The following is a 21,208-nucleotide window of genomic DNA, read 5'->3' as shown; positions in this document are numbered from 1 at the left end:
ATCGGCTCGGTGCGGTGAACCACCACCTCGTGGCAGTTCACCGCACCGGCATACTCCGACAGGGCAAAGCCTTGGTCAGCCCTTGCCCTTGACGCCCCTTGCGAGGTCGTCGTCCAGGTCCTCGTACGCCTTTGCGGCGCTGGTCAGGAACTTGCCCATGCCCGTGAGGCCCTCGATGGTGTCCTTGGCGCCCTTCTTGAACTCCTTGAAGGAGTCCTCGAAGGCCTGCGAACCCTTGCGAGTCGTGTAGCCGTTCTTCACCAGGTTCTCGATGAAGCGCTCGAGGGCGTCGAGCTTCTCATCGATCTTGTCCTTGGCGTCGTTCAGCTTGCCCGCCGCGGTCCGCATCTCCTCATATGTGATATCGGCGTCTTTGGCCATGTGGCTTCACATCCAATCCAACTCGCCGCAGGGCCATCCCCCTTGGCTCCTCAGCGCGGGCCGCTCGAAGGCCGTTCGGCCGTTCGTGCGATCTTCCGCTCTTGGGTCAGCAGCTTACGGGTGGGGCAGAAGTGAGCACACCCCGGTTGAGTCACAGCTCTGCTATGAGCTCATGGCGGCCCGTTGCCTGCGGGAAGGGTGGAGCGGCTATCGTCACAGGCACTGTGGACAGCCTCACAGGCACTGTGGATTTGCCGCTGTGACCGTGTTCCGGAAGCGGTCAAAAGGGGCTTAAGGGGAGGACGATCGTGCGCCTGACTCTGACCGTCGTCGATCCGCTCGGCGGCGCCGACGCCGACGTCGTGCTCGACGCCGATCCTGAGTCCTCCGTGGGGGACATCGCCAAGGAGCTGGCCTCCCACGTGGGGTACGGCGGCGGCGACGCACAGATCATCCCCATCGGCGGGCACCAACTCCAGCCGGGGACCGGCCAGGCCGGGGCGCCGATCGTCTTCGTGGACGGCTATCCCATCGATGCCGCCGCGACCATCGGGACCTCCGCGCTGCGCGAGGGCGCCGTCGTCAGCCTGCACGATCCCGCCGGCTGCCTGCCCGGCGAACCCACCGGGCTCGTCGAGCTGCGCGTCGCGGGCGGGCCCGCCGCCGGTGCCGTGCACCGGCTCGGGATCGGGCGGTACGACATAGGCAGCGGACCCGCCTCGTACATCCGCATCGATGATCCGGAACTGCCCGCGCGGGCCCTGACGTTGTCAGTTGCAACCGATGGAACCTGCCAAGTCGCCGTACATGGGGACATAGACGGCGTGACCATCGAAGGCAAGCCTTTTGGTGACGTCGACGAGTCCGAAACCGCCGCATCCGACGAAAGCGGCACCAACGGCAACAAGAGCAAGAAAAGCAAGAAGAAGAATAAGAAGAGCGAAAAGCGTGGCAAGCGCGATACGCCCCGCGACAAAGGCGAATGGCCGCTCGGCGCTCAGATCGCCCTCGGCAATACCCTTCTCGAACTCGACCGCTACTCCCCGCCCAATGCCGCACTGAAGTGGTCCGAGGACGGCGCGGGACTCGATTACAACCGGCCGCCCCGCCTGCGTCCGCCCGAGCGGCAGACCAAATTCAAGCTGCCCAACCCGGTACGGGACTTCGAGGCCCGGCCGCTGCCCTGGCTGATGGCGCTCACGCCGCTGGTCGGCGCGCTCGTATCGGTGATGATCTTCCAGCGCTGGTACTACCTGATCATGGCGGCCCTGAGCCCGCTGATCCTGTTCGGCAACTACTTCATGGACAAGAAGCACGGGCGCAAGTCCCATGCCAAGCAGGTCAAGGAGTACAACGAGCACAAGGAGCGGATCGAGAGGGACGCCCAGGAGGCGCTGGTCGCCGAGCGGCTCGACAGGCGGCAGGCCATCCTCAGCCCGGCCGGGATCCTCTCTCTGAGCACCGGGCCCCGTACCCGCCTGTGGGAGCGGCGGCGTACCGACGAGGACCATCTGCTGCTGCGTGTCGGCACCGGGCGGCTCGACTCCGAGGTCGTGCTCGACGACCCCGAGCAGGACGACCACAAGCGCGAGGTCACCTGGAAGATCGAGGACGCGCCCGTCGCGCTCTCGCTGCGCAAGCTCGGCGTCATCGGCATGGCGGGCCCCGGCGACTCCGCCCAGGCGCTCGGCCGCTGGGCGGTCGCGCAGTCCGCGGTGCTGCACAGCCCGCTGGACGTCCAGTTCTACGTGCTGACCGAGAACTCCGCGCGCGAGACCTGGGACTGGACGCGCTGGCTGCCGCACGCGCGGCCCTCCGGCGCGCAGGACGCCAACGTGCTGATCGGGACGGACGCCGAGACCGTCGGCTCCCGCATCGGCGAACTGACCCAGATCCTCGCCGCCCGCCAGAAGGCCGCCAAGGAGAACAACAACCGGGGCGCGGCGTCCTTCGGCGACCCCGACATCGTGGTGATCTGGGACGGGTCACGGCGGCTGCGGTCCATGCCCGGCGTGGTGAAGCTGCTCCGCGAGGGACCCGCGGTGTCCATGTTCGCGCTCTGCCTCGACTCCGAGGAACGGTTCCTGCCCGGCGAGTGCCAGGCCGTCGTGGTCGCCGAGCCGCGCCCCGAGGAGATAAGCCTCCCGGCCCGGCCCACGCCCGGCGGAGCCCAGGCGCCCGGCGGCGCCCAGGCCACCGTCCCGTCCGCCCCCGGCGGCTTCCCCTCCTTCCAGGCCTGGCACTCCGCCGAGCCCGACGAGAGCGAGCAGGGCGCCGAGAAGCCCCTGGAACTGCGGCTGCGCGTCGAGCAGACCGGCGCCGCCCGCATCCGTTCCGTACGGCCCGACTTCGTGTCCCCCGCCTGGTGCGGGCGCCTGGCCCGCGCGCTCTCGCCGCTGCGGGACATCAGCGGCGAGACCGAGGACTCGGCGCTGCCCGGCTCCAGCCGGCTGCTCGACGTGCTCCAGCTGGAGCCGCCGACGGCCGAGCAGATCACCGCGCGCTGGCAGGTGAGCGGCCAGTCGACGATGGCCGTCATCGGTGAGTCGTACGACGGGCCCTTCGGCATCGACATGCGGCGCGACGGACCGCACGGCCTGATCGCCGGTACGACCGGTTCCGGTAAGTCGGAGCTGCTCCAGACGATCGTGGCGGCGCTCGCCGTGGCCAACACCCCCGAGAACATGACTTTCGTCCTCGTGGACTACAAGGGCGGCTCCGCGTTCAAGGACTGCGTGAAGCTGCCGCACACCGTCGGCATGGTCACCGACCTCGACGCCCACCTCGTGGAGCGGGCCCTGGAGTCGCTGGGCGCCGAGCTGAAGCGGCGCGAGCACATCCTGGCCGCAGCCGACGCGAAGGACATCGAGGACTACCAGGACCTCGTACGCCGTGATCCCTCGCACCCGCCCGTGCCCCGGCTCCTCATCGTCATCGACGAGTTCGCCTCGATGGTGCGCGACCTGCCCGACTTCGTGACGGGTCTGGTCAACATCGCCCAGCGTGGCCGTTCCCTCGGCATCCACCTGCTGCTCGCCACGCAGCGTCCGAGCGGTGTCGTGTCGCCCGAGATCCGCGCCAACACCAACCTCCGCATCGCCCTGCGCGTGACGGACGGCGCCGAGTCCAGCGACGTCATCGACTCCCCCGAGGCCGGCCACATCGCCAAGAGCACCCCGGGCCGCGCCTACGTCCGGCTCGGCCACGCCTCGCTCGTGCCCTTCCAGTCGGGACGTGTCGGCGGCCGCAGGCCCGGCGCCACCGACCCGGCGCTGCTCGCGCCCTGGGCGGGACCGCTCGGCTGGGAGGACCTGGGCCGTGCCGCCCTGGTGAAGCCCAAGGCCGAGGCGCGCGAGGAGGAGGAGATCACCGACCTGAAGGTCCTCGTGGACGCCGTGCGTGACGCCAACGCCACGATGGGCATCCCCGCCCAGCACAGCCCCTGGCTGCCGGCGCTCTCCGAGACGCTCCAGCTCGACGAGATCCCGCTGCCGCCCGCGAGCGACAAGCCCGGCTCCCTCGCCCCGGCCCCGTACGGCCTGGAGGACATCCCCTCCGACCAGGCGCGCCGCCCGGTCGTGGTGAACTTCGAGACGTTCGGGCACCTGCTCATCGGCGGCGCCCCGCGCAGCGGCCGCTCGCAGATCCTCCGTACGATCGCGGGCTCCCTCGCCCGTACGCACTCGTCGGCCGACGTCCATCTCTACGGCATCGACTGCGGCAACGGCGCGCTCAACGCGCTGACCCGGCTTCCGCACTGCGGCGCCGTCGTCAGCCGCAACCAGACCGAGCGCGCGGTACGGCTCATCACCCGCCTCAAGGGCGAACTGACGCGCCGCCAGGACCTCTTGGCCGACAAGGGCTTCGCCGACATCGGCGAGCAGCGGGCCGCCGTGCCCGAGGAGGAGCGGCTCGCGCACATCGTGGTGCTCCTCGACCGCTGGGAGGGCTGGCTGCCGACCCTGGGCGAGTACGACCACGGCGAGCTGACCGACGAGCTCCAGGCGATGATGCGCGAGGGCGCGAGCGTCGGCATCCACCTGGTCATCACCGGTGACCGCCAGGTCCTCATCGGCCGCATGGCCTCGCTCACCGAGGACAAGTACGGCCTGCGGCTCGCCGACCGCTCCGACTTCTCGATGCTCGGCATGAACGCCCGCAAGGTGCCGGAGGAGATCCCGCCGGGCCGCGGCTTCAAGAACGAACACGGCACGGAGACGCAGTTCGCGCTCCTCGCCGAGGACTCCACGGGCCAGGGCCAGGCCGCGGCGATCTCCGAGATCGGCGAGGCGGCGGCCCTGCGGGACGCGGACGTGCCGCGCTCGCGCAAGCCGTTCCGCGTGGACAGCCTGCCCAGCCGCATCACCTTCGCCGACGCGTGGGAGATGCGGGACCCCGACGCCTCGCGCTCCAAGCTGTGGGCGCTCGCCGGCATCGGCGGCGACGACATCATGGGCTTCGGCCCGGACCTCGGGCAGGGCGTGCCGACGTTCGTCGTCGCGGGCCCGGCCAAGTCCGGCCGCAGCACGACGCTGATGAACCTGGCGCGGTCCTACCTCACCCAGGGCGTACGGCTGGTCATCGCCGCCCCGCGGCCCTCGCCGCTGCGGGAACTCGAAGGCCGGGAAGGCGTCCTGAAGGTCTTCAAGGACGACGACATCGAGAGCGACGACTTCAAGGAGGCCGTCGAGTCGGCGTCTCCCGAGGACCCGATCGTGTGGATCATCGACGACGGCGAGGTCCTGGAGGACTGCGACGCCGAGCGGGAGTTCAAGCGTCTCGTGCAGCGGGGTGCCGAGCGGGGCCTCGGCCTCATCATCGGCGGCGACGAGGAAGAGGTGTGCGGCGGCTTCTCCGGCTGGCAGGTCGAGGCGAAGAAGGGCCGCCGCGGCATCCTGCTCTCCCCGCAGGACTCCTCCAGCGGCGAACTGATCGGCATCCGGACCACCCGCAGCATGGTCGGCGGCCCGATCGCGCCGGGCAAGGGCCTGCTGTACACGGGCAGCGGAGAGCCGGTCACCGTCACGACCCCGATGTGACGCGCCGGGCGACGGGCTGAGCCGCCTAGCGGGGCGGGGCGGCGGCGGGCTGAGCCGCCTGGCGGCGCACGGCGGCTGCGGGCTGCGGGCTGCGGGCTGCGGGCTGCGGGCTGCGGGCTGCTCATGCTTGCCGTCGTGCCCGGGGTTACAGACGCGACATCCGTGCCTCCGGGTTTCCCGACTCCGCGTTCTCCGAGAGGTAGAGCAGGTCGTCGCCCTTGGGGCGGAGTCGGACCGTGTGGGTGTTCTTGGTGCACTGGGCGGCGCTCTTCGCCTGGCCCTTGCCCTGGGCCACGATCTCCTTGTCCGAGACCGACTTCAGGGTCAGGTCCACCGCGCAGGTGCCGCCCAGCTGGTCCGTCTGCGTCATGACCGCGAAGCGTTCGCCGACCTCGCCCTTCTCCACCTCAAGGCGGAACGTCCCCATCGGAACCGCGCCGTTCGCCGCGACCGCCGGGCCCTCCCAGGTCCCGCGGTAGGAGGCGGGGACCTCGTCGCCGGGCTGGTCCGTGCCGTCGCCGGGCTGCTCGCTCGCGGTCGCGGCCGGGGGCTGCCCGCCCGCGTCGCTCGACTTGTCGTTGTCGTCGCCCGGCAGCAGGCCGAAGACGAAGACGGACCCGACCGTCACCGCGGCCAGCGCGCCCGCGATCCCGAGGACCAGCGTGCAGCTGACCTTGCGGCCCCGGCCGTCCGCGCCGCCGGGCGATGAGGTCGCCGCGACCGAGACGGTCACCCGGCCGGGCGGTCCCGAGGGCGCCGACGTCTGGGTGGGGACGTACGCGGGAGGAGCGGAGTCGGCGGGGGTCGAGGAGCTCGTGGGCGGCGGGGTCGCCGTGGGCAGTGCCGCGTACGAAGGATCCGGGGGGCCGAACGCGCCCGCGCTCAGGGGCACTTCGCGGGCCGGGGCCTCGGCGCCCCGCGCCCCGCCGACCATCGAGGTGCCGAACGGCACCGGGCCCGAGGGCTGCTCGGCGGCTCCGGCCCCGTCCGTCTCCAGGTCCAGGATCCGTACCGCGCTCCGGCTGACCCGCTCCACCAGCGGGCCCGGCAGCCACCCGGCCGCCACCAGGCCGCTCACGCCCGCCGGGGCGAGCCGCCGGGCGACCTCGTCCGGCGTGGGGCGGGCACCCGGGTCCTTGGCCAGGCAGGCGGCGGCGAGCTCGCGCAACTCGCCGTCCAGCTCGCCCAGTTCCGGCTCCTCGTGCACGACCTTGTAGAGCAGCGAGGCCGACGAGTCGCCCGGGAACGGCGCCGCGCCCGTGGCCGCGTAGACGAGGACGGCCCCCAGCGAGAAGACGTCCGCCGATCCGGCGACGCCCTTGCCGAGGATCTGCTCCGGCGACATGTAGCCGGGAGAGCCGACCGAGACGCCCGTCGACGTGAGCGAGGCGGTGCCGTCCGTGGCCCGCGCGATGCCGAAGTCGATGAGCCGGGGGCCGTCCATCGTGAGCATCACGTTCGACGGCTTGACGTCGCGGTGGACGAGGCCGAGTCCGTGCACGTGGGCGAGCGCTTCGGCGAGGCCCGCCACCAGGACGCGTACGGAGTGGGTGGGGAGAGGGCCGAGGTCGCGTACCGCGTCCGCCAGTGAGGGGCCCGCCGCGTACCCCGTGGCCACCCATGGGACCGTGCCCTCCGGGTCGGCGTCGAGGACCGGCGCGGTCCAGTCGCCGCCCACCCGCCGCGCCGCCTCCACCTCGCGCCGGAAGCGGGCGCGGAACTCCTCGTCGAGCGCGAAGTGCGGGTGGACGACCTTCACCGCGACCGTACGGCCGCCCGCGCTGCGGCCCAGGTAGACCCGGCCCATGCCGCCCGAGCCCAGCCGGCCGAGCAGCCGGTAGGGCCCGATGACGGTCGGTTCGCCGGGATCGAGCGGGTGCATGACGAAGGCCTCCCCCGGACGCGCCGCACGGCCGCGGCCGCACGGGCCGCGGGCACTGTCTGCGGCTCAGGGTAGTCCGCGGGCGTGCCGGGTGGTGGCGGCACGTATCGCGGTGGTCGCGGGCCGTGTGCCGGGGGTTGCGGCCGGTGCGCCGGTGGTTGCGGGCCGCATGCCGGTGATCTCGGCCCGCATGCCGGTGGTTGCGGTACGTATCCCGGTGATCCGGGCCGTATCGCGGTGGCCCCGGCCCGGATCACCGCCCGTCGCGTACTAAGGCTGCGACCCCAGCAACTCCACCCGCACGTCGGCGGGGAAGCCCGTCGTCTCGCCCACCCGGCGCGCGAACTCCGCGACGCCCTCGAGCTGTGCGCTGCCGAAGCGGAAGTCGAGCGTCGTGAAGTACTGCTCCAGGACTTCGGCGTCGAAGGCCTCCCAGCGGGCGGCCTGCTCGGAGACCTTGCCGACCTCCTCCAGGGAGAGGTCGCGCGAGGCCAGGAACGCCTTGTGCACCTCGCGCACCACGGCAGGCTCACGCGCCGCGTAGTCCTTGCGCGCCGCCCAGACCGCGAAGACGAACGGCAGACCCGTCCAGTCCTTCCACATCTGGCCCAGGTCGTATACGTCGAGACCGAGGCGCGGTCCGTCGATCAGGTTGGCCCGCAGGGCCGCGTCCCCGATGAGCACGGCGGCGTCCGCCTCCCGCATCATCAGGCCGAGGTCGGGCGGGCACGTGTAGTAGTCGGGGCGCACGCCGTGGCGCTCGGCGAGCAGCAGCTGCGCCAGGCGCACGGAGGTGCGCGAGGTCGAGCCGAGCGCGACCCTGGCGCCGTCCAGCTGGTCGAGGGGTACCTGCGAGACGATCACGCAGGACATGACCGGGCCGTCGCAGCCGACCGCGAGATCGGGGAATGCGACGAGGTCGTCGGCGTTCTTGAGGAACTCGACGAGGGTCACGGGCGCGATATCGAGATCGCCCCGCACCAGCTGCTCACTGAGCTTCTCCGGGGTGTCCTTCGTGAGCTCGAAGTCGAGCAGCGTCCCGGTGCGCGCGAGACCCCAGTACAGGGGCATGCAGTTCAGGAACTGAATGTGACCGACGCGCGGCCGGGGGGTGCGGCGATGGCCGGGGAGCTGATCTGAGCCCTCCCCGGTGAGGGTGTCAACGGGAGAATTGTCCACATCGGGGAGGCTAGCCCCCTTGCGGTACGGTGCAGAAAGCGGGGCCCCGATCCCGTCCTTGTCAAGAGCTTTCGACCTGGTACGTCAACCCTTCTAGGGGGTCCGTCAAACATCCGGGTGACGTGATCTTGCCCCCTATTGCTTTCGGCTGCCTGCGTGCTAAGCTCGCCGCAAGTTGCAGTTTGGTTTCCCTTGCAGTACAGAGCCTGCGGAGCATGTGACCCGCGGGCTCTCGTCGTTTTCAGACTTATGCAGTTGTTTCAACAATCGCTGGTTCTGGAGCAGGGCAACCCTTTGGCCCAAGGAGGGCTTATGGCTACCGGAACCGTGAAGTGGTTCAACGCCGAAAAGGGCTTTGGATTCATCGCCCAGGAAGGCGGAGGCCCCGACGTCTTCGTCCACTACTCCGCGATCAACGCAAACGGCTTCCGCTCCCTTGAGGAGAACCAGGCCGTGAGCTTCGACGTCACGCAGGGCCCGAAGGGTCCGCAGGCGGAGAACGTCACCCCCATGTAGTGGGGCGCCCCATTCGCGTGGGGCGTGTGACAGTTCCGGTGACTTGATCCGGACATGGATAGCAGTACCCAAGGGGCCCTGCCTCCCCGTGCGAGCGGAGAGGCGGGGCCCCTGCCTTTTTCTGGCCCCTGGGCCTTGGGGGGCCTTCTTTTCTGCGGGTGGGTGGGGGCTGGTCGCGCAGTTCCCCGCGCCCCTTCGGGGGCGCCCACGCCAGGCGCCCTCGTTCCCCGCGTCCCCGCCGGGGCCCATGCCAGGCCGCGTCGTTTCCCACGCCTCCCCCGGGGCGCCCGACCAGGCGCCCTCGTTTCCCGTGCCCCTACCGGGGCCCCCACGCCAGACCGCGTCGTTTCCCACGCCTCCTCCGGGGCGCCCGCGCCAGGCGCCGTCGTTTCCCGCGTCCCCGCCGGGACCCACGCCAGGCGCGCAGTTCCCCGCACCTCCCCCGGGGCGCCCGACCAGGCGCTCTCGCTTCCCGTGCCCCTACCGAGGCCCCCACGCCAGACCGCGTCGTTTCCCGTGCCTCCCCCGGGGCGCCCACCAGGCGCGCAGTTCCCCGCACCTCCCCCGGGGCGCCCGACCAGGCGCCCTCGTTTCCCGTGCCCCTACCGGGGCCCCTACGCCCGGCGCCCTCGTTCCCCGTGTCTCCTCCCGGGTGCCCGCGCCAGGTGACCTCGTTCCGCGCTCCCTACGAGGTGCTTGCCTCGGGGTTCCAGGTTTTTCTTGGGACTGAGGACAGGAGGCGTTTTGTGTAGGGGGACTTCGGGGTGGTGAGGACTTGTTGGGTGGGGCCCTGTTCCAGCACCTTGCCTCGGCGCATCACCAGGACCTCGTCCGTGATGTGCTGGACCACCGCCAGATCGTGGCTGACGAAGACCAGGGCCACCCCCGTGTCCCGGCGGATCTCGCCGAGCAGCTGGAGGATCTGGGCCTGGATCGACACGTCCAATGCCGCCACCGCCTCGTCCAGGACGAGGACTTGGGGGTCCACCGCGAGGGCCCGTGCGATGGCCAGGCGCTGGCGCTGGCCGCCGGAGAGTTCGCGGGGGCGGGCGCCGGCCTCGCGGGAGCCGAGCCCCACCTGGTCCAGGAGCCCCGCCACCAGGCTTTCGTCCCTGCCGTGCAGATGCAGGGCCGTGCGCAGGCACTGCGTGGAGGTGAGGCGCGGGTCCAGGGAGAGGTAGGGGTCCTGGAAGACCATCTGGATCTCCCGGGCCCTGGCCAGCCGCGCGGTGCGCCCCCGTGGCGTACGGGCCGCGCGGGGGCGGCCCTCCACCGTGACCGTGCCGGAGTCCTGGCGGACCAGGCCCACCAGCATGCGGGCCACCGTCGTCTTGCCCGAGCCGGATTCGCCCACGATCCCCGTGGAACCGCCCGGCCGGACGGTGAACGTCACGGCGTCGGCGGCCAGTTGGCGGCCGCCGCCCGGCAGGGGGTAGCTCTTGCTGAGGCCGTCCACCGTCAGCAGGTCGGTGCTCATCTACTCGCTCACCTCTGTCACATGCGTGCCCGGCACCTTCGCCGCGACGACCGCGCAGGCCACCGTCCCGCCGTCGTCGAGATCCGACTGCTCCGGCGTCCACGTCCCGCAGGCATCCTCCGACTCCCCGCAGCGCGCCACGAACGGGCAGCCCGGGAAGGTGTCCGAGAGGGACGGCGGGCGGCCCGGAATCGGCCGGAGCGTGTGGGCCGTGTCGCCCAGGGTGGGCGAACAGGCGAGCAGGCCCCGGGTGTAGGGGTGGGCCGGGGCGTCGAACAGGGCCTTGGCGGCGCGCTGTTCCACCACCCGGCCCGCGTACATGACGTACACGCGGTCGCAGTACGCGGCCGCCAGGTGCAGGTCGTGGGTGATGAAGAGGAGGCCCAGGTCGCGGGTGGCCCGCAGTCGGCGCAGGAGGGCCAGGATCTCCGCCTGGGTCGTGACGTCCAGCGCGCTGGTCGCCTCGTCCGCGAGCAGCAGGCCCGGTTCGGCGGCGAGCGCGCCCGCGATGACCACGCGTTGCAGCATGCCGCCGGACAGCTCGTGCGGGCGCTGCCGTACTCGGTGTTCGGGGTCCGAGAGGCCGACCGTGTCCAGGAGCTCGACGGCCCGTTCCCGGCTCGCTCCCCGCTCGACGAGGAAGTCGCCGATGCGGCGTACGGGGTTGAGGGCGGCCCGGGGGTCCTGGTGGACCATGGCCACGGTCCGGGCGCGGTGGGTGCGCAGGGCTTCGCCGGTGAGGGCGAGGACCTCGGTGCCGTTCACGTGGACGGAACCCGACGTCACCGAGCCGGCCGGGAGCAGGCCGAGCGCCGCCTTCGCGGTGGTCGACTTGCCCGAGCCCGACTCGCCGACCAGGCCGACGACTTCGCCGGGCCCCACGGTGAGGGACACCGAGTCGAGGAGCGGCCGGGCCGCGCCCGGTACCCGCAGGGTGAGGTTTTCGATCTCCAGCAGCATGGGTCACTGCCTCCCTAGCCGGTCGGCGGCCCAGACCCCGACCACGTTGAAGGACACGACGACCAGGGCGATGGCCGTGCCGGGGACGAGCGCCGGGAGCAGCGCGCCCTGTACGACGGCCGCCTGCCCTTCCTGCACCATCAAGCCCCAGTCGGAAGAAGGCGGTTGGGCGCCGAAGCCCAGGTACGACAGGGTCGCGAGCGACATCAGTGCCTCGCCGAAGAGCACCACCAGGTAGCCCAGGATCGCCCGGCCCAGGTTCGGGACCAGGTGGGCGACGCAGATCCGCGCGCCGCCCATCCCCTGCACCCGGTAGGCGTCGACGTACGGCTTGCGGGCCTCCGAAAGGGCCAGGGAGCGGACGTACTTGGCGATGGTCGGCGTGAAGGCGAGGCCGAGCGCGAGGACGGACGTCGTCATGCCCGCGCCGAAGACGGCGATGATCAGGACGGTGAACAGCAGGCCGGGGAAGGCGTACATCACGTCCGTGATCCGCGAGACGAGCGCGTCCACCCAGCCGCCGCGCCAGGCCGCGAGCACCCCCAGCGTGACGCCGAGCACCGCCGCGACGGCGAGGAGCAGGATCGGTGCGATGAGGCTCGTGCGGGTTCCGTACAGCGCCCGCGACAGCAGGTCCTGTCCGGAGGAGTCGGTGCCGAGGAGGTGGTCGCCCGACGTCCCGACCAGCGAGGCGGAGAGGTCGATGGCGTCCGGGGCGTAGGGCGCGAGCAGGGGTGCGAACGCCGCCGCGAGGACGACGAGGCCCAGGAGCCCCGCGGCCACCATGACGCCGACGGGTCGCCGGCCTCGGTCGACGCCCAGGGGCGCGAGCGCCACGGCCGGACCGGAAGGAGGTGAGACAGGGGTGGAAGTGGTGGAAGTGGTGGAAGCCATCAGGAACGTGCCTCCTTCACGCGCGAGTCGAGCAGCGGGTGGACCACGTCCACCAGCGTCGTCACCACGATGTAGCCGGTGACCATGAGCAGCAGGACCGCCTGCGCCACCGGGAAGTCATGGGTGTTGATGGCGCCCACGAGGAGCGAGCCGATGCCGCTGATGCCGAACGCCGTCTCCACCACGACCGTGCCCGCGAGCATCCCCGCCATGACGAGGCCGCACATCGTGATGATCGGCCCGAGCGCGTTGCGCAGGACGTGCCGCCGGACGATGTCGCGTTCCGGGACGCCCGAGGCGCGTGCCGCCTCGACGTGGTCCGAGGCGGCGGCGTCCGCCATGGCCTGCCGGGTGACCCGGCTGATGATGGCGAGCGCGCCGAGCGCCAGCGACACGGCGGGCAGGGTCAGATGGTGCAGGGTGCCCCCGAAGCCCTCCCCCGAGCCCGAGACGGGGAACCACCCCAGCTGCACCCCGAAGAGGGAGACGAGCGCGATGGCCGCCACGAACGACGGGACCGAGGCGGCGAGCGTCGTACCGCCCACGACGGCGGAGTCCACCCACGTGGAGCGCTTCACCGCGGCCAGGATGCCCGCGCCGACGCCGAAGACGACGAACAACACGGTCGCGTACGCCACGAGTTGGAGCGTGGTCGGGAAGCGCGCGGTCACCAGGTCGGCCACCTGGTCGCTGTACTTGAAGGAGCGCCCCAGGTCGAAGTGGACGCAGTCCCACAGCCAGCGGCCGTACTGGACCACCAGCGGCTCGTCCAGGTGGTACTGCGCGCGTACCTGGGCCAGGCGCTCCGGCGTGAGCTTGTCCCGGCCGCCCGCGAGGAACACCGCGGGGTCGCCGGGAGCCGCGTACACGGCGGCGAAGATGACGAACGAGGCGGCGAAGAGGGTGGCGACGAGACCCGCGAGCCGTCGGGATATCCGAGCGAGCACGAGGCTCACCTAGCCTTTCTTCAGGCCGAGTCCGGCGGCCCACGGGTAGTAGAGGTAGGCCTGGGAGGCGGGCGGTCCGGTGAGCTTGTCGGAGACGACCAGCGTCGAGGGCACCTGCGCGACCGGGATCCACACCCCCGCGTCCACGAACCGCTTCTGCACGTCGATCGCGAGCTTGGCCCGCTTCCGGTCGTCGAGCGTGCTCAGCGCCTGACGGACCTTCTTGTCGTACATGGCGTCCTTGAAGCCGACCCAGTTGTTGGACGAGTCGGAGAGGCCGTTGTCGTAGAAGCCCATGGGGTCGGCCTTGGAGATGTACCAGTCGCCGACCAGCACGTCGATGTCGGAGCGTGCGGCCGGGTCGCTGTAGAACTCCTCGAACTGGGCCGTCGGGACGGTCTTGATCTGCCCCTTGAGGCCGATCCGCTGGAGCGCGGAGCGCACCGCGTTCGCGACGACCGTGCGGCCCTGGCTGCTGTCCGTGCCGATCACGATGGGATCGGCGGGTGTGCCCGCCTCCTTCACCAGGTCCTTGGCCGCGGCGAGGTCGTCGGCGGTCGGGGTGGCGGGCGCGGCGGCGGACAGCTTCTGCTGCGCCGCCTCGAACGCGGGCTTCTCGTACCCCCAGGCGCCGGAACCGACGGGCGTGGCCCACGGCTGGACGAGGCCGCCGTAGCCCGACTTGGCGATGCCGGTGCGGTCGATCGCGAGGGACAGCGCGCGGCGGATCCGCGGGTCCTTCAGGCCGCCGCGGGCCGTCGGGATGAGCACCAGGGACGCGGTGGACGGGCCGTGGTGCTGATCGAGGCCCTTGGTGGAGCGCAGGGCGGATGCGGTGTTCGGGGACTCCGCGTACGTCCCGTCGGCGGCGCCCGTCTTCAGGGCGTTGACCAGGGCGCTGTCGGAGGCCCAGCGGAAGACGACCTGCCGGGTCAGCGGCTTGTCGCCCCAGTAGCCGTCGTACGCCCCGATGGTGATCGAGTCACCGGACTTCCAGCCCGTCAGCTCGTACGGTCCGCTGCACGCGTCGCCCTGCCCCGGCGTACCGAAGTCCTTGCCGGCGGCGGTCACCTGCTCCTTGTTCCAGACGATGCCCGCGTCACCGGCGAGGGCCTTGGTGAAGAGCGCGTCGGGGGCTTTGAAGCGGATGGTGATCTCGCGGTCGCCGGTCTTCTTCATGGACTTGACGTTGCCGAACTCGTCGGCCTGCTCCATGTCCGGGTCGGCGTGCCGCTTCAGGGACCAGAGCACGTCGTCGGCGGTCAGCTTCGACCCGTCGTGGAAGGTGACGCCGTCCCGGACGCTCAGGACGAGGGTCCTGTCGTCGGGGGCGCCGGCCTTCTCGGCGAGGAAGGGCTTGATCGTCATGTCGGGCTGGAGCTGGTAGAGCCGCTCGCAGACGTTCGTGAGGACGACGCGGCCCGCGCTGGAGCCCTGGGTGTCGAGGTCGAGCGAGTCCGGCTCGTCCTCCAGGAGCCAGTTCGCCTTGTCCAGGGCCCCCTTGGCGTCGGCGGTCGTCGCGGACAGCTTCAGCCGGGCGGCGTCGGCGGGCTCGCCGCCCGTGGCGGCCGTGTCGGCGCCGCTGCATCCGGCGGTGGCGAGGAGGGCGGCGGTGGCGAGGCCCGCGACCAGGGGCCGCCTGGGGGTCGCGCCGGTCCTGGTCGTGGTCGTCATCTGCTGTCTCCGTACGGGCCGTCGTAGAGGTTCCAGGGCATGTGCCGGTAATCCCGGTCACAGGGGGTGCCGGCGGTGACGTGGTAGTCGCCGCTGGTCAGGTCCACGCAGGAGGAGACGAGCGTGGCCCAGTGCTTGACCTCGGGCTTGCGCGGGTCGGGGTGGGTGCACAGCGACTCGGGGTGGCCGAGGTGGTCGGACATGGCCTGCTTGATCAGCTTGCGCGACTCGTCTGCGCCGGTGGAGGAGCGGAGGGCAGCGAGGCCCTGCTGGGCGCGGGGCACGCGGACGAGCGAGTCCGAGGACATGGGGCGGTAGTGCGCGGCGATCGCGGCCGGGACACCCGCCTGGTAGTGGTTGCCGTGCACGAGCAGGCCGTCGGTGGGGTACATCCAGCCGTGCCCGGCCGGGGTCGTCTCCAGGTCGACGGCGAAGCCCTCGCGGCAGGTCAGCAGGGCGTTGGACGCGATGTGGGCGCGGGTGCGGCAGAGCACGTCCAGGGCGTCGGTGATGGAGTGCTGGTCCAGGACGCTGCGGCGTACGACGGTCTGCGGGAGGCCGATCGCGTCGCTGAAGCGCCCGCCGAGGCCGTTCGCGTTGAGGGCGATGCCCGCCGAGTTGGCGCCCTGGCGGCCGATCTGGCCCGCCTCGACCTGCATGATCAGGGTCGGGTGCGGGGGCTGGACGACACGCAGCATGACGACGGTGTCGGCTACCCCGGCCCGCCAGTCCCAGTTCTGCCCGGCCCAGACGTGGCCGTCGCCGCTGGCCTCGCCGTAGGCGGCGAAGGACGTGCAGCCGTCGGCGGCTTCCTCCTTGGCCCCGCTGTCGGCTGCCTGCTCGTCGGTGGCCCCGCCGGTCTTCATGTCGGCGAAGGAGCGGTCGTAGATGACCTCGCCCCGGGCGTTGAGCGCGAGGATGTCGGGGAGCTTCACCCCGGCGCCGTCGGCGATGCCGCGCATCTCCTCCAGGAGGTGGGGCGCGTAGTCGCGGACCGGCTCCAGCCAGCGGGTGGCGCGGGCGGTGACCTGGTCCCAGGTCAGACCCGACGACTGGCCGAACGCCTCCTCGTAGTACGCGAGGGCGGCGTGCAGCTGCGGGCGGACGGCCTCGCCGTACTGGCGGCCGCGCTCGACGGGGGTGCCGGATACCTCGACGAGCGGAAGGGTGCGTTCTGGGGCGGAGGCGACGTCAGGGGCGTCTGGGGCGGGGCGGGGTGCCATTGTTCTCCTCGCGACGGAGAGCTTCCGCCACCTGTCCTGTAACGTTGATTACGGGAAGCTCTCCTCTTGGAATGCGTTGCCCAGGAGAGTAACGGCCATCACACGAGAGTCAATAGCTGTAATGGAAATTTCAGAGGATGGGACCGGAAGCGGAGCCGCCGTCGGGGCGGGGCTCGCACGGCTGCGGGCCGCGGTGCGCGACCAGTGGGAGGCCCTCTCCACGTCCGAGCGGGCCGTCGCCCAGTACCTGGTCAGCGCGCCCGCCGAGTCGCTGCTCTTCGCCAGCGCCCAGGAGCTGGGCACGGCCAGCGGCACCAGCAACGCCACCGTGGTCCGCGCCCTCCAGCGGCTCGGTTACGCGGGACTGCCGGCGCTCAAGCGGGAACTGGCGTCGGACCTCACCTCGGCGGTGCCGCCCGAGGTGCGCCTCCAGCAGCGCATCGCGCACGTGGGCCGGGATCTGGACGACATCTGGGGCGACGTCTTCGACGAAGCCCAGGAGCGCATCGAGCACGCGCGGCGCCTGACGCCGGGCGAGGCGCTGCGGGACGCCGTGGGGTTCCTCGCCCAGGCCCCGGAGATCCACTGCTACGGCATCGCGGCTTCCGAACTGGCGGCCCGGCACCTGGCGTTGGCGCTCGGCAGGATCGGCCGCCGGGCGCGCTATTTCGGCGACACGGGCTTCGCCCTCGCCGATCACCTGCTCGCGGTACGCCAGGGCGACGCGGTGGTGATCTTCCAGCCGGGGCGCGCGCTGACGGAGCTGACGGTGCTCATAGAGCGGGCGCGGGCGGTGGGGGCGCGGGTCGTGCTGGTCACGGACGAACTGGCGGAGCTCTACGGGCCTCGGGTGGACGCCGTCCTGACGGCACCGCACACACCGACCGGCATCACGACCGAGGCGCTGACCGCACTGGTGGTGGCGGACGCACTGCTCCTCGCCCTGGCCACGCTGGACGAGGCCCTCGCGGTGGAGACGTCACACCAACTGACCGCTCTGAGGGAGCAGTTGCTGGCACCGAGGGGCCGGAAGGGGGGCGGGGGCGGGGCCAGCTGAGGGGCCTACACGTGCTGCATCACCAGCACGAACGTCGTGCCCGACTCCAGCGCCTCGTACAGATGCGGGACGTCTCCCCGGTACGACATGTAGTCGCCGGCGGACAGTTCCACCGTCTCGCCGCGCGGGCCCGCGACGAGCCGGCCGGTGGAGACGATCAGGTGCTCCACCGACCCGGGGATGTGCGGCTCGGACTCCCGGACGGAGCCGGGCTCCAGAGCGCCGTGGTAGATGTCGCGCCGGACGCCGGCGGGCCCCGCCGAGAGCAACGTCCCCGCGTACGAGGCCTGTTCGGCGTGCATGGTGGGGCCCTCCCCCGCCCGGATCACCGTCACGGCGGGGGCGGGTGACTCCACGAGCACGCTGAAGGGCACCCCGAGGGCCACGGCCAGGGCCCACACGGTCTCGATCCCGGGGTTTCCGGTGGCCGCCTCCAGCTGGGACAGCGTCGACTTCGCGATGCCGGCCCGCTTGGCCAGTTCGGAGAGCGAGATGCCCGCCTTGGTCCGCTCGCGGCGCAGGGCGGCGGCGATCCACTCCCGGGGGAGGCGGGAGGGGGTGGCCGTGCCCGCGCTCGTGCCGGTGGACGCGCTCGCGCCCCCGCCCGTGCTCATGCCCCCGCCCGTGCTCGTGCCCTCGCTCGTCATGAAGCTCTCCCTCACCCTTCGGGCCGCGCCGCTCATCGCCTGCCGTTCGCCACAGAAGACCGTTCGTTCGGCTTGACGAACGCGCCTCGCTGTACCCATCCTACGACGTATGCGTTCGCCACACCGAACAGAAAGCCCATCCAACCGAACGGCCGACGGTTTCGTCCGGTTCTCCCAGCTGCCGCGCGGGGTGCTGCGCGACATCGCGCTCGTCTGGCTCGCCGACGCCGTCGTCGGGGTGTCCTTCGGGGCGATCGCCGTCGCCGGCGGCCTGCCCGTCTGGGTGCCGGTCCTGATGTCGCTGCTCGTGTACGCGGGCTCCGCCCAGTTCAGCGCCGTCGGAATCCTGGCGGCGGGCGGCGGTCCGGCCGCCGCCGCGGCCACGGGCCTGCTGCTCAACTCCCGTACGGCGGCCTTCAGTCTGGCGGTGGCCGACAGCCTCGGACGGTCCTGGGCCGCGCGGTTCCTGGGCGCGCATCTGATCACCGACGAGACGGCGGCCTTCGTGCTCGCCCAGCCGGACCAGAAGCAGCGCAAGGCCGCGTTCTGGATATCCGGGCTCGGCCTGTTCGCCGTATGGAACGTCAGCGTGCTCGGCGGGGCGCTCGCCGGCTCCGCGCTGGGCGACACCGACCGCTTCGGCCTCGACGCCGCGTTCCCCGCGGTGCTCCTGGCCCTGGTGCTGCCCGCCCTGCGCGGGGACAGCCTGACGCGGCGGGCCGCTGCCGCCGGTGCCGTCATCGCGGTCGCCGCCGCCCCGTGGCTGCCGGCCGGGGTGCCGGTGCTGCTCGCGCTGCTGGGTCTGCTCGCCGCCCGGCGCGGACCCGGGCGGTCGGCCAAGGCCACCGGCCGCGACCGAAACCCCGGCCGCGACCCAAACCCCGCGGATCCCGTGGTCCCCGAAGGTCCGGGCCGTACCGCCGATCCCGACCACCCCGTCGCCCGAGGGAGTGCCTCGTGAACGCCTATCTCGCCTGCGTCCTCGTCCTCGCCGCGGGGACCTACGCCTTCCGGCTCGCGGGGCCCCTGCTGCACGGGCGGGTCGAACTGCCGGTCCGCGTGCAGGAGTTGCTGACCGTCGGGGCCACCGTCCTGCTCGTCGCGCTGCTCGCCACCGGCGCGCTCACCGAGGGGCACGGTTTCGCCGGGTGGGCGCGGCCCCTCGGTGTCCTGGCCGGTGGGGTGCTCGCCTGGCGGAAGGCGCCCTTCGCCGTGGTCGTGGTGGGCGCGGCGGCGACCACGGCGCTGCTGCGGCTGGCGGGGGTCGCGTGAGGCGGGGCCGGGTGGCCGGGAGGGCGGTTGGCCGGTCGGGCGGTCGGGCGGTCGGGCGGATCACCGCGGGGGTGCCGGAGGCGGAGATGCAGCCGGCGGGGGTGCGGGCTTCGCGTAGAGGTCGTCGATCCGCGCCGCGTACCGTTCCGTCACCGCTCGTCTGCGGACCTTCAGGCTGGGGGTGAGAAGGCCGCTCTCCACCGTGAAATCCTCGTCGAGCAGGGCGAAGTCCCGGATGCGGGCCGGGCGCGAGACCGTCGCGTTCACCGCTTCCACCGCCTCGCCGACCAGCGCGCGGACGCGGGGGTCCCGGGAGAAGGGCTCCGTCGGTCGCACGCCCTCGCGGGCCGCCCAGCCCCTGATCTCCTCGGCGTCCAGCGTGATCAGGGCCACGGGGTACGGGTGGTTGTCGCCCACCATCACCGCGCGGGACACGAAACGCGAGCGCTGGATCGCCAGCTCGCTGAGGGACGGCGTGAGGTTCTTGCCGCCGGAGGTGATGATCAGGTCCTTCTTGCGGCCGGTGATCGTGAGGTAGCCGTCAGCGTCCAGGGCGCCCAGGTCGCCGGTGTGCAGCCAGCCTTCGTCGTCCAGGGCTTCGCGGGTGGCCTCCGGGTTCGCGTGGTAGCCGGGGAAGATCATCTCGCCACGGGCCAGGACTTCTCCGTCGTCCGCGATACGGACCTCGCAGCCCTCCACGGGGCGGCCGACCGTCCCGTACCGGACCGCTCCGGGGTGGTTGAGGCTGATGACGCCCGCCGACTCGGTCATCCCGTACCCCTCGTAGAACTCGACGCCGCAGGCCCGCAGGAAGTCGACGACGTGCGGCGCGATGGGCGCGCCGCCGGTCACCGCCCACCGGATGCGTCCGCCGAGCGCTTGGCGGACCAGTCCGTAGAGGGCCTGGTCGGCCGCTTCGTACGCGTCCCGGAGATCCGGCGGCAGGGCGCCGTCCGCCGCGAGGACCCCGATGCGTATCGCCTCCTCGAACCGCTCACGGCCGCCCTCCTGGGACTCCGCCAGGGAGAGGACCACGGAGTACACCTTCTCGAACAGGCGCGGCACGGACGGCAGATGCGTGGGCTTCGCCTCGGCGAGCTCCGCGACCACGTTCTCGATCTTCCCGCCGAAGAAGCAGAGTTCGCCGCCCTCGACGAGCGTGGTGAACTCGATCAACTGGGCGAGGAGATGGGCGAGCGGCAGGTAGAGGTAGGTGCAGTCGCCGGGGCCGCCGTCGATCAGCGGGAGCGTGGCGGCCTGGACCGCGCCCAGGTTGCCGTGGGTGAGGAGGCAGCCCTTGGGGAGTCCGGTGGTGCCGGAGGTGTAGATGATGGTGGCCAGGTCGGCGGGGGTGCGGCTCGCGGCCCGGTCCAGAAGGGTCTCCACGGAGGTGTTCACGGAGGACTCCACGGGCGCCACCACGGAGGTCTCCACGCGAGTCCCCACGGAGGTCTCCACGCGGGTCCCCACGGAGGACTCCACGCCGGTCCCCACCGGGGTCTCCGGCGGCGGGTTCTCCTCCGTCATGAGCAGCACGTGCCGTACGCCCGGCAGGCGGGGCCGCAAGGCTTCGATCTTCGCCGCCTGGGTGGTGTTCTCGCAGATCACCACCGACGCGGCGGAGTCCCCGACGACCCACTCGACCTCCTCCTCGCCCGCGGTCGGATAGACGGGGACGACCACCGCGCCCGCGGCGAACGCGGCGAAGTGGGCGTAGGTCCACTCGGGGCGGGTCTCGGCGAGGATCGCCACCCGGTCGTCAGGGCGCACGCCGAGGGTCAGCAGGGTCCGGCCGAAGTCCCGCACGCGCGTGCGCAGTTGCTCGTAGGAGACCTCCTCCCACGTCCCGCCCCGCGTCTTGAAGCGGAGGGCGGGCAGCTTGCCGTGGCGGTCGGCCGCCCACTCGGTGAGGACGGCCAGGGTCTCGGGGCGCTCCGTCGGCTGCATGCGTACGACGCTAGGGACAGGGCCGGACGCCGGGGGATGACGGGAAACGTCAGCGGGGTTGGCCGGAACGCTCAGCCCGTCGGCGACCGGCGCCACCGGGTCCGCGTTCGAGA

Annotated in this window: 15 protein-coding genes and 1 pseudogene; 5 read left to right on the top strand and 11 right to left on the bottom strand. The window is 72.0% G+C overall.

All coding sequences use genetic code 11. The annotated features are described in order from the left end of the window. Nucleotides 1-75: 75 nt before the first annotated feature. Entirely contained in the window at nucleotides 76-381 is a 306-nt protein-coding gene (locus QBL25_RS23970) for a WXG100 family type VII secretion target (protein WP_361836889.1), read from the bottom strand. Nucleotides 382-689: 308 nt separating this feature from the next. On the opposite strand from QBL25_RS23970, the gene QBL25_RS23965 reads away from it, so the two are divergent. Continuing rightward, nucleotides 690-5,420 carry an FtsK/SpoIIIE domain-containing protein gene (locus tag QBL25_RS23965; RefSeq protein WP_409059057.1) on the top strand — a complete coding sequence of 1,577 codons (4,731 nt, stop codon included), beginning with the start codon at nucleotides 690-692 and terminating at the stop codon, nucleotides 5,418-5,420. A 145-nt stretch (nucleotides 5,421-5,565) separates the two neighbouring features. Here the strand turns inward: QBL25_RS23965 and QBL25_RS23960 are convergent, their stop codons facing one another. Together QBL25_RS23960 and QBL25_RS23955 are read right to left on the bottom strand one after the other, a co-directional pair. Beyond that, on the bottom strand, nucleotides 5,566-7,302 hold the full coding sequence (locus QBL25_RS23960) for a serine/threonine-protein kinase (protein WP_409059056.1): 1,737 nt from the start codon (nucleotides 7,300-7,302) through the stop codon (nucleotides 5,566-5,568). Between the two features lie 270 nt (nucleotides 7,303-7,572). Continuing rightward, entirely contained in the window at nucleotides 7,573-8,391 is an 819-nt protein-coding gene (locus QBL25_RS23955; RefSeq protein ID WP_409062757.1) for a menaquinone biosynthetic enzyme MqnA/MqnD family protein, read from the bottom strand. A gap of 402 nt (nucleotides 8,392-8,793) precedes the next feature. Between QBL25_RS23955 and QBL25_RS23950 the strand changes: the two genes are divergently transcribed. Next, nucleotides 8,794-8,997 carry a cold-shock protein gene (locus QBL25_RS23950; RefSeq protein WP_006138897.1) on the top strand — a complete coding sequence of 68 codons (204 nt, stop codon included), beginning with the start codon at nucleotides 8,794-8,796 and terminating at the stop codon, nucleotides 8,995-8,997. Nucleotides 8,998-9,682: 685 nt separating this feature from the next. Here the strand turns inward: QBL25_RS23950 and QBL25_RS23945 are convergent. The 6 genes from QBL25_RS23945 to QBL25_RS23920 are packed head-to-tail and all read right to left on the bottom strand — an operon-like array spanning nucleotide 9,683 to nucleotide 16,172. Further along, a complete protein-coding gene (locus tag QBL25_RS23945; protein WP_409059055.1) occupies nucleotides 9,683-10,474 on the bottom strand; it encodes an ABC transporter ATP-binding protein in 792 nt (263 codons plus the stop codon). Continuing rightward, nucleotides 10,475-11,434: an ABC transporter ATP-binding protein gene (locus tag QBL25_RS23940; protein WP_409059054.1), complete on the bottom strand. Its 960-nt coding sequence runs from the start codon at nucleotides 11,432-11,434 to the stop codon at nucleotides 10,475-10,477. Nucleotides 11,435-11,437: 3 nt separating this feature from the next. Then, nucleotides 11,438-12,328 carry an ABC transporter permease gene (locus tag QBL25_RS23935; protein ID WP_409059053.1) on the bottom strand — a complete coding sequence of 297 codons (891 nt, stop codon included), beginning with the start codon at nucleotides 12,326-12,328 and terminating at the stop codon, nucleotides 11,438-11,440. Further along, nucleotides 12,328-13,275, bottom strand: coding sequence for an ABC transporter permease (locus QBL25_RS23930; RefSeq protein WP_409062756.1), 948 nt, complete (start codon nucleotides 13,273-13,275; stop codon nucleotides 12,328-12,330). The genes QBL25_RS23935 and QBL25_RS23930 overlap by 1 nt, the downstream gene beginning before the upstream one ends. Before the next feature lie 9 nt (nucleotides 13,276-13,284). After that, entirely contained in the window at nucleotides 13,285-14,949 is a 1,665-nt protein-coding gene (locus tag QBL25_RS23925; RefSeq protein WP_409059052.1) for an ABC transporter substrate-binding protein, read from the bottom strand. Then, entirely contained in the window at nucleotides 14,946-16,172 is a 1,227-nt protein-coding gene (locus QBL25_RS23920) for a C45 family autoproteolytic acyltransferase/hydolase (RefSeq protein WP_409059051.1), read from the bottom strand. The genes QBL25_RS23925 and QBL25_RS23920 overlap by 4 nt, the downstream gene beginning before the upstream one ends. Nucleotides 16,173-16,293: 121 nt before the next feature. Here QBL25_RS23920 and QBL25_RS23915 point away from each other — a divergent pair, with 121 nt between their 5' ends. Then, nucleotides 16,294-17,229 carry a MurR/RpiR family transcriptional regulator gene (locus QBL25_RS23915; protein WP_409059050.1) on the top strand — a complete coding sequence of 312 codons (936 nt, stop codon included), beginning with the start codon at nucleotides 16,294-16,296 and terminating at the stop codon, nucleotides 17,227-17,229. Nucleotides 17,230-17,234: 5 nt separating this feature from the next. On the opposite strand, the gene QBL25_RS23910 is transcribed toward QBL25_RS23915, so the two are convergent. Next, nucleotides 17,235-17,843, bottom strand: coding sequence for a helix-turn-helix domain-containing protein (locus tag QBL25_RS23910; protein WP_409062755.1), 609 nt, complete (start codon nucleotides 17,841-17,843; stop codon nucleotides 17,235-17,237). Nucleotides 17,844-17,985: 142 nt separating this feature from the next. Here QBL25_RS23910 and QBL25_RS23905 point away from each other — a divergent pair. Further along, nucleotides 17,986-18,708: pseudogene (locus tag QBL25_RS23905) on the top strand (AzlC family ABC transporter permease); the annotation flags it as partial. A gap of 125 nt (nucleotides 18,709-18,833) precedes the next feature. Then, a complete protein-coding gene (locus QBL25_RS23900; RefSeq protein WP_363311198.1) occupies nucleotides 18,834-19,148 on the top strand; it encodes an AzlD domain-containing protein in 315 nt (104 codons plus the stop codon). Nucleotides 19,149-19,208: 60 nt separating this feature from the next. Here QBL25_RS23900 and QBL25_RS23895 read toward each other — a convergent pair whose 3' ends face one another. Further along, nucleotides 19,209-21,095, bottom strand: coding sequence for an AMP-dependent synthetase/ligase (locus QBL25_RS23895; RefSeq protein WP_409059049.1), 1,887 nt, complete (start codon nucleotides 21,093-21,095; stop codon nucleotides 19,209-19,211). Nucleotides 21,096-21,208 lie beyond the last annotated feature (113 nt).

It is taken from the genome of Streptomyces sp. SYP-A7185 (genome assembly GCF_046103685.1).
Lineage (GTDB): Bacteria > Actinomycetota > Actinomycetes > Streptomycetales > Streptomycetaceae > Streptomyces.
The sequence above is the reverse complement of the archived record's forward strand: the minus strand, read 5'-3'. Positions and strand labels throughout refer to the sequence as shown.

Bases quoted from the DNA above. Each gene is read 5' to 3' on its own strand.
- QBL25_RS23960 (WP_409059056.1), bottom strand. From the start codon at position 7,302: ATGCACCCGCTCGATCCCGGCGAACCGACCGTCATCGGGCCCTACCGG.
- QBL25_RS23925 (WP_409059052.1), bottom strand. From the start codon at position 14,949: ATGACGACCACGACCAGGACCGGCGCGACCCCCAGGCGGCCCCTGGTC.
- QBL25_RS23945 (WP_409059055.1), bottom strand. From the start codon at position 10,474: ATGAGCACCGACCTGCTGACGGTGGACGGCCTCAGCAAGAGCTACCCC.
- QBL25_RS23950 (WP_006138897.1), top strand. From the start codon at position 8,794: ATGGCTACCGGAACCGTGAAGTGGTTCAACGCCGAAAAGGGCTTTGGA.
- QBL25_RS23970 (WP_361836889.1), bottom strand. From the start codon at position 381: ATGGCCAAAGACGCCGATATCACATATGAGGAGATGCGGACCGCGGCG.
- QBL25_RS23920 (WP_409059051.1), bottom strand. From the start codon at position 16,172: ATGGCACCCCGCCCCGCCCCAGACGCCCCTGACGTCGCCTCCGCCCCA.
- QBL25_RS23915 (WP_409059050.1), top strand. From the start codon at position 16,294: ATGGAAATTTCAGAGGATGGGACCGGAAGCGGAGCCGCCGTCGGGGCG.
- QBL25_RS23935 (WP_409059053.1), bottom strand. From the start codon at position 12,328: ATGGCTTCCACCACTTCCACCACTTCCACCCCTGTCTCACCTCCTTCC.
- QBL25_RS23895 (WP_409059049.1), bottom strand. From the start codon at position 21,095: ATGCAGCCGACGGAGCGCCCCGAGACCCTGGCCGTCCTCACCGAGTGG.
- QBL25_RS23940 (WP_409059054.1), bottom strand. From the start codon at position 11,434: ATGCTGCTGGAGATCGAAAACCTCACCCTGCGGGTACCGGGCGCGGCC.
- QBL25_RS23910 (WP_409062755.1), bottom strand. From the start codon at position 17,843: ATGAGCACGGGCGGGGGCGCGAGCGCGTCCACCGGCACGAGCGCGGGC.